This is a genomic window from Ruegeria sp. CDSC068 (genome assembly GCF_059610545.1).
Window position 1 is genome coordinate 273,258 of record NZ_JBXWNV010000002.1, and the last position, 18,055, is coordinate 291,312.

At 57.2% G+C, this 18,055-nt stretch carries 17 protein-coding genes; 6 read left to right on the forward strand and 11 right to left on the reverse strand.

Features of this window, described 5'->3' with window-relative positions; translation table 11 throughout:
• Positions 1-58: 58 nt before the first annotated feature.
• On the forward strand, positions 59-2,008 hold the full coding sequence (locus AC2FID_RS06055; RefSeq protein ID WP_496835901.1) for an AsmA family protein: 1,950 nt from the start codon (positions 59-61) through the stop codon (positions 2,006-2,008).
• Positions 2,009-2,064: 56 nt separating this feature from the next.
• On the opposite strand, the gene AC2FID_RS06060 is transcribed toward AC2FID_RS06055, so the two are convergent.
• The 4 genes from AC2FID_RS06060 to AC2FID_RS06075 are packed head-to-tail and all read right to left on the reverse strand — an operon-like array spanning position 2,065 to position 6,626.
• On the reverse strand, positions 2,065-3,561 hold the full coding sequence (locus AC2FID_RS06060; RefSeq protein WP_496835902.1) for a phosphomannomutase/phosphoglucomutase: 1,497 nt from the start codon (positions 3,559-3,561) through the stop codon (positions 2,065-2,067).
• 14 nt (positions 3,562-3,575) lie between these two features.
• Positions 3,576-4,409: a 3-deoxy-8-phosphooctulonate synthase gene (gene kdsA, locus AC2FID_RS06065; protein WP_282119015.1), complete on the reverse strand. Its 834-nt coding sequence runs from the start codon at positions 4,407-4,409 to the stop codon at positions 3,576-3,578.
• 5 nt (positions 4,410-4,414) lie between these two features.
• A complete protein-coding gene (locus AC2FID_RS06070; protein ID WP_496835904.1) occupies positions 4,415-5,989 on the reverse strand; it encodes a KpsE/RkpR family capsule polysaccharide export protein in 1,575 nt (524 codons plus the stop codon).
• The gene (locus AC2FID_RS06075) at positions 5,967-6,626 is read right to left on the reverse strand and encodes an ABC transporter ATP-binding protein (protein WP_282119017.1); all 660 of its coding nucleotides are present in this window, start codon (positions 6,624-6,626) and stop codon (positions 5,967-5,969) included. The genes AC2FID_RS06070 and AC2FID_RS06075 overlap by 23 nt, the downstream gene beginning before the upstream one ends.
• Positions 6,627-6,856: 230 nt before the next feature.
• Between AC2FID_RS06075 and AC2FID_RS06080 the strand changes: the two genes are divergently transcribed.
• Positions 6,857-7,444, forward strand: a complete 588-nt coding sequence (locus AC2FID_RS06080; protein WP_496755200.1) for a uracil-DNA glycosylase family protein — start codon at positions 6,857-6,859, stop codon at positions 7,442-7,444.
• Positions 7,437-8,225, forward strand: coding sequence for an SseB family protein (locus AC2FID_RS06085; protein ID WP_496835907.1), 789 nt, complete (start codon positions 7,437-7,439; stop codon positions 8,223-8,225). Before AC2FID_RS06080 ends, AC2FID_RS06085 begins: the two co-directional genes overlap by 8 nt.
• A gap of 43 nt (positions 8,226-8,268) precedes the next feature.
• Here AC2FID_RS06085 and yghU read toward each other — a convergent pair whose 3' ends face one another.
• Positions 8,269-9,147 (reverse strand): glutathione-dependent disulfide-bond oxidoreductase, encoded by an 879-nt coding sequence (yghU, locus tag AC2FID_RS06090; RefSeq protein ID WP_496835909.1) that lies wholly within the window; start codon positions 9,145-9,147, stop codon positions 8,269-8,271.
• 250 nt (positions 9,148-9,397) lie between these two features.
• On the opposite strand from yghU, the gene AC2FID_RS06095 reads away from it, so the two are divergent.
• On the forward strand, positions 9,398-9,916 hold the full coding sequence (locus AC2FID_RS06095) for a YHS domain-containing (seleno)protein (protein ID WP_058275938.1): 519 nt from the start codon (positions 9,398-9,400) through the stop codon (positions 9,914-9,916).
• Positions 9,917-9,966: 50 nt separating this feature from the next.
• Here the strand turns inward: AC2FID_RS06095 and AC2FID_RS06100 are convergent, their stop codons facing one another.
• Positions 9,967-10,617, reverse strand: a complete 651-nt coding sequence (locus tag AC2FID_RS06100) for a J domain-containing protein (RefSeq protein ID WP_496835911.1) — start codon at positions 10,615-10,617, stop codon at positions 9,967-9,969.
• A gap of 177 nt (positions 10,618-10,794) precedes the next feature.
• Entirely contained in the window at positions 10,795-11,661 is an 867-nt protein-coding gene (metF, locus tag AC2FID_RS06105) for a methylenetetrahydrofolate reductase [NAD(P)H] (RefSeq protein ID WP_109313221.1), read from the reverse strand.
• Positions 11,662-11,755: 94 nt separating this feature from the next.
• On the opposite strand from metF, the gene AC2FID_RS06110 reads away from it, so the two are divergent.
• Positions 11,756-12,661: a LysR family transcriptional regulator gene (locus AC2FID_RS06110; RefSeq protein WP_058275735.1), complete on the forward strand. Its 906-nt coding sequence runs from the start codon at positions 11,756-11,758 to the stop codon at positions 12,659-12,661.
• Positions 12,662-12,757: 96 nt separating this feature from the next.
• Positions 12,758-13,543, forward strand: coding sequence for an inositol monophosphatase family protein (locus tag AC2FID_RS06115; RefSeq protein ID WP_058275936.1), 786 nt, complete (start codon positions 12,758-12,760; stop codon positions 13,541-13,543).
• A gap of 56 nt (positions 13,544-13,599) precedes the next feature.
• On the opposite strand, the gene bhcD is transcribed toward AC2FID_RS06115, so the two are convergent.
• The 4 genes from bhcD to bhcA are packed head-to-tail and all read right to left on the reverse strand — an operon-like array spanning position 13,600 to position 17,943.
• Positions 13,600-14,583, reverse strand: a complete 984-nt coding sequence (gene bhcD / locus AC2FID_RS06120) for an iminosuccinate reductase BhcD (RefSeq protein WP_496755185.1) — start codon at positions 14,581-14,583, stop codon at positions 13,600-13,602.
• Positions 14,584-14,594: 11 nt separating this feature from the next.
• Positions 14,595-15,758, reverse strand: coding sequence for a 3-hydroxy-D-aspartate aldolase BhcC (gene bhcC / locus AC2FID_RS06125; protein WP_282119026.1), 1,164 nt, complete (start codon positions 15,756-15,758; stop codon positions 14,595-14,597).
• Between the two features lie 11 nt (positions 15,759-15,769).
• Positions 15,770-16,741: a beta-hydroxyaspartate dehydratase BhcB gene (gene bhcB, locus AC2FID_RS06130; protein ID WP_496835914.1), complete on the reverse strand. Its 972-nt coding sequence runs from the start codon at positions 16,739-16,741 to the stop codon at positions 15,770-15,772.
• Between the two features lie 11 nt (positions 16,742-16,752).
• On the reverse strand, positions 16,753-17,943 hold the full coding sequence (gene bhcA / locus AC2FID_RS06135) for an L-aspartate--glyoxylate aminotransferase BhcA (RefSeq protein ID WP_496733972.1): 1,191 nt from the start codon (positions 17,941-17,943) through the stop codon (positions 16,753-16,755).
• Positions 17,944-18,055 lie beyond the last annotated feature (112 nt).

The following is an 18,055-nucleotide window of genomic DNA, read 5'->3' on the forward strand; positions in this document are numbered from 1 at the left end:
AATGCGGCGCAGGCTTTGGATGATCTTTTTAACGCATGAAAAAGGCGGAGAGCAGAATATGAAGTGGCTGTTGCGCATAGTTTTCCTGTTGGTGGCGGTTTTTGGCTTGGTCATCGGGGCATTGCTGCTGATGCCCGGCGACAAGCTGGCCACCATATTGGCTGAGCAGGTCCGCACCCAAACCGGGCGCGACCTGAAGCTTACGGGCGATGTGAACCTGTCTTTCTGGCCCGTGCTGGGGCTGGAAACTGGTCCGGTGACTTTTGGAAATGCGCAATGGGCCGGTCCTGAACCCATGCTAAGCGCCGAAAGCCTGGCCGTGGGGGTTGATGCTGCCGCGCTGATCTCAGGGGACCTGCGCATCAAACGGGTGGTCGCCGATAATCCGGTTCTGCGGTTGGAACTTTCGGATGGGCGCGGGAATTGGGAGCTTTCGGCACCCGCAAACGCAGCCTCGGTAGGCGCCACAAGCGGCGCGGCACCGCAAGGGCAGCAGGGCGAGGTGACGCTGGATCATCTGAAGCTGACGAATGCACGTTTGGTCTATATCGAAAACGGCGCAACTAAATTCGATTTTGCCAATGTCGATCTGGCGGCCAGTTGGCCGGACGTTTCGGCGCCTCTGCAGGTTCAGGCTCAGATGGCAGTGCCCGAGGGGGCGGTCGATGTCGACCTCAAGATTCAAGATCTGCCAGCTTACGCGTCCGGCGCGGTAACGCCGCTGGATTTGACCATGACCGCGCCCGGCGGAGAGTTCGGTTTTGCAGGCCGGGTCAATCTGGCTGGTGAAATGGATGGCAGAATGCTGGCCAAAACGACGAACACGGAACGTATGCTGGCTGCTTTTGGTCAGGCCGGTGTTGGGGTGCCATTGGGTCTGGGGCGCGAGGCCGACGTGGCCGGGCAAATGACCTATACCAGCGATGGTCGGATTTCGCTGCGCAATTTGGTGGCGTTGCTGGATAATAATCGCCTGACTGGTGAGGCAGATATCGTTATCTCGAACCCGCCGCAGATTACCGCGCGGCTGGAAGGCGGTGACCTGGATCTTACTCATTTCAATGATACGCCTGGTGGCGCTGGCGGCGGGTCGGCGCCGTCACCTGACCAAGGGTGGTCGACCACCCCGATTGATGCGTCTGCGCTGGCCTTGGCGAATGGCAAAATCCGCCTCAAAGCCAATTCCATTGCCGTACCGGGTCTGACGCTGGGACCCAGCGATCTGACGCTTAACCTTGATCGATCCAGAGCGGTTCTTCAGATGAACCCTGCCACATTGTTTTCAGGGCATCTGAACGGGCAAGTGGTCGCCAACAACCGGAACGGTTTATCGGTCGGCGGCAATCTGACCGCGGATGGCATGGATGTGCAGCAAGCTCTGTCCGCCCTTGGCGGGATCGAGCGGTTGTCCGGCACCGGATCAGGGTCGTTTGAATTTCTGGGAGTTGGACAGACCGAGGATCAGATTATGCGCTCACTCAGCGGCAAGGGTCGTGTGGACGTGGGCAAGGGCGTGATCTCGGGATTTGATCTGGACCGCCTGATGGGCCGCAGCGGGGGCGAGCGCGGCACAACGGTGTTCAACAGCTTGTCTGCCAGCTTCACCATGGATCAAGGGGTGTTGTGGAACAACGACCTGTTGATGTCGCTGGATAACTTCCGGGCCGACGGTTCCGGTCGGGTCGGAATCGGCAACCGCGATATCGACTATCTTTTCACACCTGTGGCGCTGCGCGCGAACTCGGGAAACGGCATCGCGGTACCAGTGAAAATTGTCGGGCCGTGGAGCGACCCGTCGATCAAGCCGGATCTAACCAAAGTCATCGAAGCTGTTGCTGAAGGAAAGGCCAAAGAGCTTGAAGATGAGGCCAAGCAAAAAGTTTTGGACAAGGTCGGGGACGAGCTGAATACGACGATTTCGGACAGCGATCAGATCGAAGACGCGATCAAGAACAAACTGGAAGACGAAGTGAACAAGGGGCTGCTGAAGCTGTTTGGCGGCAACTAATCAGCGCCAATACGCAAGGGTTTCGGGGCAGAAAGTGCCCCGAAACGCAGTAGCGCTTAGATGGTCTGATCGTAGTCGCCAACACCGGGTTCCGTGCGAATAACCGCGTCGATATCGCCAAAGATTGCGCGCATCTCATCCTCGCTTTCGCTGCTTTCGCAGACCACGACAAGGTTCGGAGTGTTCGAGGATGCGCGCACCAAACCCCAGCTGCCATTGTCCAGAATGACACGAGCCCCGTTGACGGTGACAACCTCTTTGATCGCGCGACCGGCAAAACTGTCTCCGGCATCTGCCTTGGCAACCAGCTTGCCGACCAGCCGCTGAAGGATGTCATACTTCTCAGTATCGGCAGCATAAGGCGACATGGTCGGGGTAGACCAGGTTTTTGGCAGCGCCTTGCGCAAATCCGACATCCTTTGATCCGGGTTGCGATCCATCAGCTTGCAGATTTCAACGGCGACGCGCATCCCGCAGTCGTAGCCGCGCCCGATAGGTTCAGCCAGAAAGTAATGACCAGACTTCTCAAAGCCGGCCAGCGCGTTGATCTCCTTGACCCGACGCTTCATGTGGCTGTGGCCGGTCTTCCAGTAGTCCGCTTTGACACCAAGGGCCTGCAATTCGGGATCGCTGGCAAACAGACCAGTGGATTTCACATCTGCCACAAAGGTCGAGTTCGGATAAAGTTTCGCCAGATCGCGCGCCATGATCACACCGACCTTATCGGCGAAAATCTCTTCCCCCTCATCATCCACAAGACCGCAGCGATCGCCGTCGCCGTCAAAACCCAGAGCCAAATCGGCGCCGCTGGCTTTCACCGAGGCGGACATGTCGTGCAACATCTCCATAGCCTCGGGGTTGGGGTTGTAGTTGGGGAAGGTGTAGTCCAATCGGGTGTGGCTGGGTACCATTTCGACACCAATGCGCTCGAAAATCTCAGGTGCAAAGGCCGAAGCCGTTCCGTTTCCAGTTGCGCATACGACTTTCAGGGGGCGGGACATTTTGAAATCGCCGACCAGATCGTCGATGTAGGCTTCTTTTACACCATCAACAAATTCGTATGTTCCGCCTTCATGCGGGGTGCCTTCACCGTTCAGGACAATGTCACGCAATTCCGACATCTCATCGGGGCCGTGGGTCAGTGGGCGGTCAAAGCCCATCTTCACCCCTGTCCAGCCGTTCGGATTGTGGCTGGCTGTGACCATGGCTACGGCGGGCACATCCAGATGGAATTGCGCGAAATAGGCCATCGGGCTAAGCGCAGGGCCAATATCTTTAACCTGAATACCCGCCTGCATCAGGCCCAGGATCAGCGCGTTTTTGATCGCCAGTGAGTAGTCGCGATAGTCATTACCCACCGCGATCACCGGTTCGATCCCACGCTTGCGCATCTGTGTGCCCAGACCCAAGCCAAGCGCGGTCATGCCGGGCAGGTTGATCTCTTCCGGGTATTTCCAGCGCGCGTCATATTCGCGAAAGCCGGTTGGCTTGATCATCGGATCGCGCAGAAAACTCCAGGTGTTCGGGGTCACCTCTGGGATGGGTTTGGTCATGCTATTGCTCTTGCTTAAATCTGTATAGGATTGGCCTTGGCCAATGCATCAAAGCGCATCAATGTGTCAATCAATTGAGGCATTTGATCCAGATAGATCATGTTAGGCCCGTCTGACGGAGACTTGTCCGGGTCTTCGTGTGTTTCAATAAACACAGCACCTACGCCGATGGCGGCGGCTGCGCGCGCCATCACCGGAGCAAATTCACGCTGACCGCCGGTCGAACCTCCAAGCCCTGCAGGCTGCTGAACCGAGTGGGTTGCGTCCATCACAACCGGATAGCCTGTCGCCGCCATCTGCGGGAGCGAGCGCATATCTGTCACCAAGGTGTTGTACCCAAACGAGGTGCCACGTTCTGTCAGCAGAATATTCGAGTTACCAACACTCTCGATCTTGGCGACAATGTTCGCCATATCCCATGGTGCCAGAAATTGCCCTTTTTTGACATTGATCGCTGCGCCTGTTTGGGCTGCGGCCAACACCAAGTCGGTTTGACGGCACAATAACGCGGGAATCTGCAAAACATCACAAACGTTGGCCGCGTCTGCACATTGCTCTGGCGTATGTACGTCAGTCAGGACAGGCACCCCAATTTGTTTTTTTACATCATCCAGAATGTCCAGTCCTTTAGCAATTCCGGGTCCACGGACACCTGAAATTGAGGTGCGGTTCGCCTTGTCATACGAGGCCTTAAAGACGTACTGCGCACCGGCGGCATCACAGGCTTCTTTCATTTTGCCTGCGATCATCTGCGCATGATCCGCGCTTTCAAGCTGACAGGGGCCGGCAATGATCGTCAGAGGCAGATCATTGCCGACCGTGAGGTCGGAGATTTTTACATGTTTCATGTGTCTTACGAGGATACCTGTTCACGAAGGACCGACGCGGTAAGCGAGATCAACAGGTAGATACCAGCAAACAACAGAAAAGCCAAAATCGTATTTTCGAACTTGCGCGGATAGGTGGGTTCCTGACTTGGCACCGGCCTCACAGACACTGTCAAATAGCGCACTTTACGGTTTGCTTCGGTCCGCGTGGTTTCCATTTGCTGCATGGCTGTCTGCAGCATCATGTCCCTGGCAACAAGATCGGCTTGTGCCATCTGAATTCGTAAGCTGAGCCGGGCAAGCGAGTTTTCGCCTGCAGACACATCCAGCATTTCCGAGTTGAGTTCTTCCAACACAGTCTCAAGCCGCGCAATGTCCGCGCGGGCACCATCCACCTTGGCCTGGTTCGGACGACGGTTGTCCAGCAAAGCGGCCAGCTGCAGCTCTTTTTCTTGAATCTGTGTTTCCAGGGCGTCGATGCGGCCGCGCAAACTGACGATGACGTTTTGCGGGTCCAGCAGCGCGCCTTGAATCTGAAGTTCGATCAGATCTTCCTGTGCTCTCCTGCGCTCCTTCTGTGCCATTTCAAAACCATCCAGCGCGTCGCGCATCTGGTCCTCGCGCTTGAGTTCTGTGAGCCCGTTTATGGTTTCTTCGGCGTAGGACAGAAGACGGTCAGAGATGGCCACCGAAATCTGCGGATCAGGTGCCGCAACTTCCATTCGGATAATGCCATCGCTCGGGTCGTATCCGATGGTGATCATGCGCCGGAAAAGCTTGTAGGCTTCTTCCAGCGTGGCGTCCGGCGAAAGCCGTTGAATAGGGTCGATCCAGTCTTGCTGGAAAATCTCTGCGAAGCCCATGTCACGTTCAAGCCTCAGCAGCGCATCCTTGGACTCAAGAAATTCCTGAGTAGCGACAGAATCCTGTGCGGTGGCGAATTGTGTGCCCGCCAAAAGCCCGCCAAAAGCTGCACCGCCCCCGTCCGCCTGCAGGATCGAAAAGGCCGAGTCGCTGGCATACATGGGCGTCGCCACACGGTAGAAATAGAACCCGACAATAAAGGTGGGCAGGAAGACGAAAACCGTCAGGCGGGCAAACAGGGCAAGCAGTTTGCGACGGCGACGGCGGGCGATGTCTTTTTGTATCTCGCCAATTTCAAGCTCGCGTCGTTGCGCAGGAGACATCTCGGGCCCGGGCAGGGTCTTTCCACCTTCACTGACCGTTTGCGGCAAATGAATCGTGACTTTGTCCTTGGCTTGATCCTCGGTCTGTGCCGTTTCACCGGCCATCCCCAGCAAATTGGCGCGATGAAACGCGTCGATGCCCTTTTGGCGTAGCAAACGCACCGCATCATAGTCCGAGGTCGCCTCTAGGCCGTTCTTTTGCGCCAATCTGCGTGCCAACCGCAATTGGCGCCCGGTCAGTCCCTCGCGTTTGATGGCGTCAATCTCGGTATTGGACTCCGAGTCATTGGCCGCAGTGGGTGGCTGGGTCGCGTTGCGAATGCGTGAAATGGCATCAGCGCGGTCTTCTTCCGTTCCCGCGTTGCGGCGTTTGCGGCGCCAGTTGTAGATGCTAGCCTTGGGTTTGGTAGTCATATAGCTGCTTTGCCTCTTCCAAGGTGTCGAACATATAAAGCTGGCCATCCATCAAAACGGCAGCCTCTTGCGCAAATTTCTCCAGCACGGCGGGACTGTGCGACACGATCACCATTGTAGTCGTGCGTAGTTTTTCCCGAAGGATGTCGCCGGCCTTCCTGTTGAATTCCACATCCGTCGACGCCGGCATCCCTTCGTCAATCAGGTACATGTCGAAATCCAGGGCCAACATCAACGCAAACGTAAAGCGCGCTTTCATACCGCTGGAGTAAGTGGCCAAAGGTTGGTTGAAATACTCCCCCAATCCGCATAGCCATTTGCAGTAGGCTTCGACGTAATCGGGGTCCATCCCGTAGATGTTGGCGACGTAGCGCGCGTTTTCCAGGGCGGACAGTTTGTTTGCGACACCTCCGGTGAAACCCATAGGAAAAGACACTCGGCAGGACTTTCGAATCACGCCTTCATCGGGCTTTTCCAGGCCGGCCATCATATTGATCAAGGTAGTCTTGCCGGTTCCGTTAGGTGCAAGAATGCCAATCGAACGGCCCAATTGAACCCGAAACGAGACACTGTCCAGGATCACCTTGCGGCGTGTCCCGGTCCAGAAGGACTTACTGACATTTTCAAACTCAAGCATTGAGGGCCTGCTGCTTGCACCATTTTATAAGTACCGGATGTGCCGGTAATCGGGTTGTTATCCTACGTTTTATGTGGGCCATATTATGTCGAGTTTTGGTGGCAATGATCAATGTACCGGCACGTGTGCTGTTGGTAATGTGACTTTTCCATCGGTTGGACCCACGCATTGCGTTGACTATCTTTCAGGGTGACCGTCAACCAATTTGATGCAGGAAACCTTGCCATCTGATGAATTCGCTACAGAAAGAAATCTCGGCCTGCCGTATTTGCGCGGAAAGATTTGCTGCGACAGAGACCGCGCATCAGCCGCGCCCAGTGGTCTGGTTTCAGCCGGGAACGCCGATTTTGGTTGCCGGTCAGGCCCCTGGCGCACGAGTGCATGAGTCGGGCCGACCGTTCACCGATCCGTCCGGAGATCGCTTACGGGACTGGCTTGGGGTGGATGAAGCTGTGTTCTACGATCGGTCACAGGTTTCGATCGTGCCGATGGCTTTTTGTTTTCCGGGGTATGATGCGCGCAAGGCGGATTTGCCGCCGCCCCCCGTCTGCGGGCAAACCTGGCACAACAAAGTCATGCAAACGCTGGGGGAAATACCCCTTACTATTTTGGTGGGTGGGCACGCTCATAAATACCACCTGCATGTGCGCAGCTCGGTGACGGAAACGGTTCGCAACTGGCGGGACCATGCGCCGCGCGTCTTTGCCTTGCCTCATCCCTCGTGGCGGAATACGGCATGGATGAAGAAAAACCCGTGGTTCCAGACCGACCTTCTGCCGGTTCTGCGTGCACGGGTGCAAGAGGTTCTGAATGACTGAAACCACGGCTCTGGACACTACCTACGCCGCAATGACTGCCGCGCCACAAGATGATGCAGCGCGATTGAGGTTCTTCGAACGGCTTGCCGACAGCGAGCTGTTTCTGATGCTGACAGAAGAGGCGAAGGGCGAAAACATCTCACCCGAGTTGTTCGACGTCGCCGATGGGCGCTTTGTGCTGGCCTTTGACCGAGAGGACCGGTTGGCGCAGTTTGCCGAACGTCCTGTCCCTTATGTGGCGCTTTCGGGCCGGGTGTTGTCCTCCATGCTCGCGGGGCAAGGGATTGGGCTGGGCCTCAACCTCGAAGTTGCGCCGTCCTCTATGCTGATCCCGTCCGAGGCGCTGGGCTGGCTGGCGGAAACTCTGCAACATGAGCCAGAGGAGGTTCAGCAACGGTTGGCAGAGTTCTTGCCCCCTGCGGGCCTGCCCGACGATCTGTTGACCGCGCTAGACGCAAAACTTGCCACCGCAGTTGGGCTGGCGGAAGCTGCATATTTGGTGGGAACGAAGTCCGAAGGCGGCGGTTCCGGTCACCTGCTTGGGTTCATTGGTGCGGTAGAAGGGGCAGAGCCCGCACTGGCCAAGGCCGCGTCCGAGGCGCTGACGTTTTCCGGGATTGAGGCCGGGGCAATGGATGTCGGGTTCTTCGGTGCACACGATCAGGTTGCTGCCTCATTGGCGCGGATCGGTTTGCGGTTCGATCTGCCACAGCCAGAGGCGCGTGTTGTCGCGCAGACGACACCCGGCAGCAACCCGGATAAACCGCCTATTCTGAGGTAGGAAAAAAGCCCCGCGCACAACTGATCTGCGGGGCTTTTTGTGATTATTCCGCAGCTGCTTCCAGTTTGTCCTGGGTGCGGGTTTCGAAATCGCTGGCCTCGTGACGTTCGTGCAGCTGGGTATGTGGCTCACCGAACGGGCGGTTGACCATGCGGCCCCGCTGAACGGCAGGGCGTGCGTCGATCGCCTTGGCCCACCGCATGACGTTCTTGTAGGATTCCACGTCTAGGAACTCGGCGGCGCTGTAAAGGCGGCCCAAAACCAGCTGGCCATACCATGGCCAGATCGCCATATCCGCGATGGTGTAATCCTCGCCTGCGATATACGTCTTGTCGGCCAGTTCGCGATCCAGAACGTCCAGCTGGCGCTTAGTCTCCATCGTAAAGCGGTCAATTGGGTATTCGAACTTTTCCGGCGCATAGGCGTAGAAATGGCCAAACCCACCGCCCAGATAGGGTGCACTGCCCATCTGCCAGAAGACCCAGTTCATGACTTCCGTACGTTCCGGTCCGGACGCGGGCAAAAACGCCCCAAACTTTTCGGCCAGATGAAACAGGATCGAAGCGCTTTCGAACACGCGTGTCGGCCTATCGCCCGAGCGATCCCAAAGAGCGGGGATTTTAGAATTTGGGTTGGCCCCGACAAAGCCCGAGCTGAACTGATCGCCTTCGCCGATATTGACCAGCCAGGCGTTGTATTCGGCACCTTCGTGACCCAGCGCCAGCAGTTCCTCCAGCATCACGGTCACTTTCACGCCGTTCGGCGTGGCCAGTGAATAGAGCTGCAGGGGGTGCCGTCCAATTGGCAGATCCTTGTCGTGGGTGGCGCCAGCGATTGGGCGATTGATGTTGGCAAATTGGCCGCCATTCTGGCTGTCCCATGTCCAGACCTTTGGGGGCGTATAGGTCGGTTGCTCGCTCATTTCTTGCCTTTCTTCGCAAAGTGCAGGTGAATTGTCCGTCCATCACAACAGCTAATGTTGCAAAGCACCAAGTCCAACCCCCCAGAGCGCAGCGTTTTTGTAACAATCCTCACCCTACATCTCACGAATTCTCATTCAACGTCACAGCGACGCGAGGGGGACTTCGCAAGCGGTCTGAATCACCTATTGTATGTTCAGACCCGCAAGTTCGGGCAAATCAACAACCCCGAGGACAAAAGGACTTACCACCATGAAACGTTTTGCCCTGACTGTAGCTGCGGCTCTGACCCTTGCCGCTCCGGCCTTTGCTGGTGACCAGTATATTGACGGCACCGGGTTCGCCGTGTCCGGCTACGATGTCGTCGCATACCGTGGTCTAGATCAGGTTGCGGTTGGTCAATCTCAGCCCGCGCCTGTGCGCGGCCGTGCAGACATCACCGCGGAATACAATGGTGCCACCTGGGCATTCTCGTCTGAAGAGAACCGCGACAAATTTCAGGAGAACCCAGCCTTCTACGCGCCGCAATATGACGGACATTGCGCATACGGTGTGTCGAAGGGCGGCAAAGTCCCGGCGAACCCGAACCTGTGGCGCATCGTCGATGACAAGCTTTACCTGAACATCACCGATGTCGTCGTCGGTTTCTGGGAAGAAGATGTGCCCGGCAATATCAACCTCGCCGAAGGCAACTGGCCGGGGATCGAACCCGATGGCGCATCCTCCAGCGTGATCCCGAAATTCACCTCGGAAGGCCCGATTTCAAACTAAGTGGCCACTCACCAAGCCAAAGCCCGGCGCATTTAAGCCGGGCTTTTTCGTCAATGCGCAAACGAGAATTCGTCCCGCATTTGCTGATCGGCATCGAACCGAATGCGAACGCTTTTGGCCCCAGGGAACGTACGCGCAGTAATCGCTTCGGGCACAACAACCTCGCCACCGCCAGAGTCGTTGGACTGGAAATTCAGCACCTCGGTTTCCGTCTGGCGTGAACTCGCCAAAACCGATGTGGGCAATGCCACGCGGTTTGCACCTTCATAGACCGGCGTTGAGACAAAGAATGTCAAATGGCGGCCAAAGAACCCGACCGCATCGGGCACATGGTCCGACTTGCACATCAGCTCGGAATACGGTGTTTCAACCTCGTCTGATCGGTCCGGCAACGCGTTGTTCAGCAGGGCGCGGCATGCGTTGATATCGGCGGTTTCCAGTGTCAGAATACGACGGCGCAGTTTCGGGCGCCGGGGTTTTCCCGATCCAACACCCTTGCCCGCCAACCCTTCTTTACGCAAAAAATCATATGCATCCTTGGCGCGGGTAAATCCGGAACTATCGCCCTCGGCCTGGTCGGGATGACCATGGAACGCAATGTCCCGCCAAGCGCTTCTGATGTCGTCCGAACTGGCGTTTTGATCCAACCCCAGAGCATGCAGTGCTTCTGTGCGGGCTCTGATCTTCTCAACAGTTTCCATAACCCAATTTACTCATTACAAAACAAAAAAACGTCACTTCTTCAGTTTGAGCAGGACGGTGTATTTGTCAAATTTCACGCAAAATTGAAGTGCTTACGGGAACAATTGCAGCGCGTCGCGGCAATTGTTCTTAGTTTCTTTCCTCGCATTGGGATACTGTCTTTTGGGCCGACCCGATTAGGCCACGTTTTGCAGATCAGCCTTCGGCGTTATGCCAAGGGCAAAACACACATCACGCGTCAATTCCGGCCGGTTCAGCGTGTAGAAATGCAGTTTGTCCACGCCCCCGTCGATCAGGTCCGAGCACAGTTCGGTACACAATGCTGTAGCCAGCAAATCCTCACGATCGTCGCGCACGGCCTTTTCAAACGCCTGTTCGACCCATTGGGGAATGCGCGTGCCGCATCGTTTGGCGAAATTGCGTGCACCCTTCCAGTTCTCGATCGGCAGGATGCCGGGCACGATGGGCTTGTCGATGCCGGCTTTTTCACAGGCGTCCCGGAACCGGAAAAACGTCTCGGCCTCAAAAAAGAACTGGGTCAGGGCCTCATCTGCGCCCGCATCCAGTTTGGCTTTGAGCCAATCAATATCGGTGCGGGCGTTTTGTGCCTCGGGGTGAATGTCGGGGTAGGCGCCGACCCGAATGTTGAACATCTCGGTCTCAGCCAGGGCCGAGATCAGTTCAACCGAATTTGCAAAACCTTCGGGGTGCGGCTCAAAACGATCCTGACCGCTTGGCGGATCACCGCGTAGGGCAACAATATCCTGAACGCCCGCGCGCGCGAAAGTATCCGCGATTTCCAGCGTTTCCTGCCGCGAGGCATCAACACATGTCAAATGGGCGGCAACAGGCAGCCCCGAGGATTTGTGCAGGGTCGCCACCGCATCACGGGTCAGTTCCCGCGTTGTGCCACCCGCACCATAGGTGACCGAGACAAAGCGCGGCTCTAACGGGGCCAATGTCTGGACCGTGTCCCAAAGACGAAACGAGGCTTCGAGCGTCTTGGGCGGAAAGAACTCGAATGAAATTTCTGGCTTGGTCATCTCGGCCTCATTTGGTTGGTGCAGAGTCCTTGTGCCAGTTCGGGCAATGTGAGACAAACTCATATTATTCAAGAACAACATGAGTATCGCTGTAATGCACATCGAATTCCGCCACCTGCGTACGATCAAGGCGATCCATGAATGTGGTGGTTTGGCCCGTGCGGCGGATCAATTGAACATCACCCAATCGGCTCTGAGCCACCAAATCAAAGGGTTAGAGGATCAGGCGGGGGTTGAATTGTTCCTACGCCGGTCCAAACCGATGAAGCTGTCTGCGGCCGGGCTGCGCCTGTTGCGTCTGGCCGAACAGATATTGCCGCAAATCCAAGCCGCACAACAGGAATTCTCGTCGCTTCGGGATGGACGCACGGGGCGGATGCATATCGCGATCGAATGTCACGCGTGTTTCGAATGGCTGTTTCCAGTTCTTGAATCTTTCCGGAAATCATGGGGTGATGTGGACGTTGATATCCGTCCAGGTTTGGCATTCGACGCCCTGCCAGCACTGCAAAAAGAAGAGGTGGATCTGGTTGTCTCGTCCGACCCCGAGGACCTGCCGGGCATCGAGTTCATTGAACTGTTTGACTATGATGCCGTCTTTGTCGCTGCATCATCCCACCCGTTGGCGCAGAAAGAGTTCATCGAGGCCGAGGATTTCCGTGGGCAAACCCTGATTACCTATCCGGTCGAGCGCACCCGGCTGGATGTGTTCAGCCAGTTGCTGATACCCGCGCGGGTCGAGCCGGCCGCAATCCGGCAGGTCGAATTGACTGCAGTGATCCTTTTGCTCGTCGCGTCGAACCGCGGTATTTCGGTGCTGCCTGACTGGGTTGTGCGCGAAGTGAAGTACAATTCCGACTACGTCACTCGCCCCCTGACCAAGGGCGGCATCACCCGCAGGCTTTACGCGGCAGTGCGCAGCGAGGACCTAGAAAAACCTTTCGTACAAGAGCTGATCAAGCTGGCCGAAACCGAGGCGCGCAAGCTGCAAGAGCAATAGGCAAAAAACGCGGGTCTGCTATGCGCATCATTCCTCTTGGCAAGGGCGCTTTGCATCAGTATACGCGCGGTTTGACCGGACAGGAGCCTTTGGACAATGGTTGGCAGTGCAAACCTCAACATCATGATCAAAGCCGCGCGTAAGGCGGGGCGTTCTTTGGTCAAGGATTTCCGTGAAGTCGAGAACCTTCAGGTTTCGATGAAAGGCGCAGGCGACTTTGTGTCCAAAGCTGACATTGCTGCCGAGGCGATCCTGAAAGAGGAACTGCTGGGCGCGCGCCCGACCTACGGGTGGCTGGCCGAAGAGGGTGGCGTGATTGAGGGCGAAGACCCGACCCGCCGCTGGATCGTCGACCCGCTGGACGGCACCACGAACTTCTTGCACGGCCTGCCGCACTGGGCGATCTCAATCGCGCTGGAACATAAGGGCAAGATCGTCGCCGGTGTTATCTATGACGCCGCCAAGGATGAGATGTTCTTTGCCGAAAAAGGCGAAGGCGCTTGGATGAACGACATGCGTATCCGCGTGTCGGGCCGTCATCGGATGATCGAGTCGATTTTCTCGACGGGCCTGCCTTTTGGTGGCCGTTCGGACCTGCCTGCGACCCTGCAGGATCTGGCGCGTCTAATGCCTGCTTGTGCCGGTGTGCGCCGCTGGGGTGCCGCCGCGCTGGACATGGCTTATGTGGCAGCGGGGCGTTACGAAGGCTTTTGGGAGCGTCGCCTGAATTCCTGGGATGTGGCCGCAGGGATCATCATCGTCCAAGAAGCGGGCGGATTTGTTCAGGCGCTAAACCCTGAAGGCAACGTTTTGGAAGACGGTGAAGTGATCTGTTCGAACGAGCCGATTTTCGATCAGTTTTCCAAGGTGATCCGAGGCTGACCGGCCATATAGCAATTCCGTAAGCGCGCCCCGATTGAGGCGCGCTTTTTTTGTTTTCAAAGGGTCGCGCGTTGTGCCAGACCTGCTTCGTCCGCCAGCCGCGCGGCGACGGATGCAACAGCGAGGTCCTGCAGACCCACGCCAGTTCCGTCGAACAGGGTGATCTCGTCAGCACTGCTCCGCCCGGGGTGATCGCCGTTGATGACCGCACCAATTGGGGTGATCTGTGTTTCGGTCAAAGTGCCGCTTCCCATGGCGTGCTGTGCCTCGCCAATCGTCGCGGATTGCGCGACCTCGTCGGTGAAAACGGTGGCCGAGGCGACCAGCGCCGGATCGACCTCCATCTTGCCTTTCGTGTCTGTGCCCATACAGGCCAGATGCGTGCCGGGTTTGATCCAGTCTTTCATCAATAGCGGCTCGAACGCCGAGGTGATGGTGATGATGACATCCGATTGGGCACCCAGCTCTTGTTGACTGACGGCTTCGAATTCCAGTCCGATTTCCTCGGCGACAGCCGCCAAACGCGGCAGCATGTCCGGGTGCGGGTTCCAGGCGACAACTTTTTCAAAGTCCCGCTGTTCAGCGGCGGCGCGTAGCTGGAAGGCCGACTGATGTCCGGCGCCAACCATGCCCAGCACTTTGGCGTCTTTTCGGGCAAGATGTGCGATGGAAACCGCTGATGAAGCTGCTGTTCGCACGGCCGTTAGGTAGTTGCCACCCACCAATGCCGAAAGCCGTCCCGTGTCGGGATCGAACAGAAACACCGTGGATTGGTGATTGGTCAATCCTTGTTCGGCATTGCCCGGCCAATAGCCGCCAGACTTAACGCCCAAAACCTGTCCATCCCGATCAAAACCGGATTTGAACCCATACAGTGCATCGGCATAACCCAGTGCCTCGCGAACGACAGGAAAGTTCCGTGCCCCGCCGTTGGCCATCGCACCAAACACGGATTGGACCGCGTCAAATGCCTGTTGGCGGCCCACCAGCTGTTCGCACAGGTCTTCGCCCACTATCAGCAGGCCATCTTGCGTGGTCATAGCATCCCTCATCAATAAGCCTTTCCGCGGGCCGACACGGGCCACAGCGCCTCAACCTTGCCGTCGCGCACGCCGACGTACCAATCGTGGACGTTGCAGGTGGGATCACAATGTCCGGGCACAAGCCGAAGCTTGTCGTTCACCTTCAAAACGCCGTCGGGGTCGCCGATGACACCGTGCTCGTCCGAACATTTGAGGTATTCCACATCGTCGCGCCCAAAGATGAAGGGCAGGCCGCTATCGACCGATTGCGCCTTGAGGCCGGCGTCGCAGATGGCCTTGTCAGTCTTGGCATGGCTCATAACGCTGGTCAGAATGAACAGCGCGTTTTCCCATTCGCCCTGATCGATCCGTTTGCCGTTCTCGTCCAGAATGCGCCCATAATCCGCATCCATGAAAGCGTAGGATCCGCACTGCAACTCGTTGTAAACGCCTGAATTGCTCTCGAAGTAGTATGATCCTGTTCCGCCACCCGAGACCAGTTCACATTCGATGCCTTCGGCTTTCAAACCGTCAACTGCGTCTTTGACCATGGCGATGGCTGTATCCAGCTTCTCTTTGCGCGCCTCATAGGTGTCGAGGTGCTGCATCGCGCCCTGATAGGCCTGAATGCCGGTAAATTTCAGGTTGGGCGCAGCGTTGACAGCTTTTGCGATATCGACAACGGCTTGGGTCGTGGTCACGCCGCACCGACCTGCACCGCAGTCAATTTCGACAAAGACTTCAAGCTCCGTGCCGTGATCGACAGCGGCTTTGGACAGGTCGGCGACATTGTCGATGTCGTCCACGCACACAATAGTGCGCGCGCCCAATTTGGGCAGTTGCGCCAATCGGTCGATCTTGGCCGGGTCGCGGACCTGGTTCGACACGAGGACATCCTTGATGCCGCCCCGCGCGAAAACCTCAGCCTCAGATACCTTTTGACAGCAGACGCCAACCGCACCGCCGAGCTGTTCTTGTAGCTTGGCGACGTCGACGGATTTGTGCATCTTGCCGTGCACGCGGTGGCGCATACCGTGGGCCTTCGCATAATCGCCCATCTTCTTGATGTTCCGCTCCAGCGCATCGAGATCCAGGATCAGGCAAGGGGTCTGGATTTCGCTTTCATCCATACCGATGGCAGCGGGGATGTCGAACCCGACTTCCAGTTCTTTGATGTTCACAGGTTTGTTCATGTCGTTCCTCCTTACCCTTTCAGCCAGGGCAGTTTGTCCAGATCCACGTTGCCGCCGGTGATGATCACGCCGACGCGCTTGCCGCGGAATACGTCCGGGTTCTTGAGTATGGTTGCCAGAGGCACGGCCGATGACGGCTCCATCACGACGCGCAGGTATTTCCACGTCAGCTTCATCGCTTCGATGATCTCGTCGTCAGAGGCGGTGAAAATGTCGGTCACATTTCGGGACACGAAGTGCCACGTGTTCTCTTTCAGCGGCACCAGCAGCCCATCGGCGATCGTTTTTGGCGCATCGTCGGCGATGATGTGTCCTGCTTTGAAGGACCGGTATGCGTCGTCCGCCTGTTCTGGCTCGGCGGCATAGATTGCGGTGTCGGGGGCCAGGTTCGACACCGTCAGGCACGTGCCCGAGACCATGCCCCCGCCTCCGATCGGGGCGATGACCGCATCCACTCCGTCTGTCTGTTCTAACAATTCGGCCGAGCAGGTGGCCTGACCCGCAATGACGCGCGGGTCGTTATAGGGGTGCACGAACTCTCCGCCTGTTCTGGCTTGAACTTCGGCAAAGGTCGCCTCGCGGGATGAGGTTGACGGCTCGCACTCCGTGATCGTACCTCCATAGCGGCGCACGGCGTCCTTCTTGGCTTGCGGCGCAGTGCGCGGCATCACCACGTTACAGGGAATACCCCGCCGTCCGGCGGCATAAGACAGGGACAAAGCGTGGTTGCCACTGGAGTGTGTGCAAACACCCTTGGTCGCCATATCATCACTCAGGCCGAAAACCGCATTGCTCGCACCGCGTACTTTGAACGCACCAGCCTCTTGGAAGTTCTCGCATTTAAAGAACAGCTGCGCTCCGGTCAGGTTGTTCAAATAATCCGACTCCATGATCGGCGTGCGCCGGATGAAGGGTTTGATCCGTTCATGCGCAGCGCGCATATCGTCGATCGTCAGATCGGCTGCGGGGATGTGATCCAGCATTGCCATCCTCCTCAGGCTGCGGCCTGGGCGCGGTCAGATGGGCCGGTGCGATAGAAATCCTGTGCGGCCGCGACCCCGCTGCCCAAAGTGATCGGATAGTTCAGATCGGCCATCGCCATCTCGATTGTGCTAAGGCCGGACAGAACCATCACATCCGTCAGACTGCCCAGATGGCCGATGCGGAACGCCTTACCATTCAGTTGACCAAGTCCAATACCAAAGGACACGCCATAAGCATTGAACGCGTGGTCAGTCAGTGTGTTGCTATCATACCCGTCTGGCACGTAGATCGCGCTGACAGTGTCAGAATACAGATCGGGCGATTGCGCGACCAGTTTCAGCCCCCATGCGTCAACGGCGCGGCGCACACCTTCGGCCAGTCGGAAATGCCGGGCATAAACGTTCTCAAGCCCTTCTTCGAACAGCATCTTGAGGCTTTCGCGCATGCCGTAGATCAGTTGCAGCGGCGGAGTATAGGGAAACCCGCCCGATGCGTTGGCCGCCATCATATCGTCGAAGTCAAAGAAGGTACGCGGCAGCTTGGCGCTTTTCATCGCGTCCTGTGCCTTGGTGCTGACGCACAGAATTGCCATGCCGGTCGCCAGCATGAACCCCTTTTGCGACCCCGATACGGCGATATCTACACCCCAAGCGTCAAAGTCGAACGGCATCGAAGCCAGAGAGCTGACGCAGTCGACGAAGAGCATCGCGGGATGATTTTCCGAATCCATCGCCTGCCGAACCGCTGCGATGTCGGAACGCACCCCGGTGGCTGTTTCGTTGTGGGTCACCAGAACAGCGCGGATTTCATGCGCGGTGTCATCGGCCAACGCGGCCTGAAACTGATCAGCGGGTGCGCCGGTGCCCCAAGGGCATTCGACAATCTGAACGTCCAGCCCGTGCCGCTCGCACAGGTCGATCCAGCGATGGCTGAACACGCCATAGCGCGCAACCAGAACCTTGTCGCCGGGGCTGAGTGTGTTGGTAACGGCTGCTTCCCACCCACCGGTGCCACTGGATGGAAAGGTCACGATCTGACCGGTCGTGGTAGCGAATACCTTTTTTGTGTCCTTAAGGACAGGTGCAAAGGTTTCGACAAAATCCGGCGCGCGGTGATCCTGCGTTTGGACCTGCATGGCAAGACGCAACCGGTCTGGGATGTTGGTTGGGCCGGGTATGAAAACCGGGTTTTGGTTGGACATCTGTTATTCCTCCGCTTTGGGTGTAAGTGTCCGGGAAAACCTCACGACGTGCAATTTTCTTGAAAAGTATTTTCATTTTTGCGATTAAATATTTAACGCGCTGTATTTATGC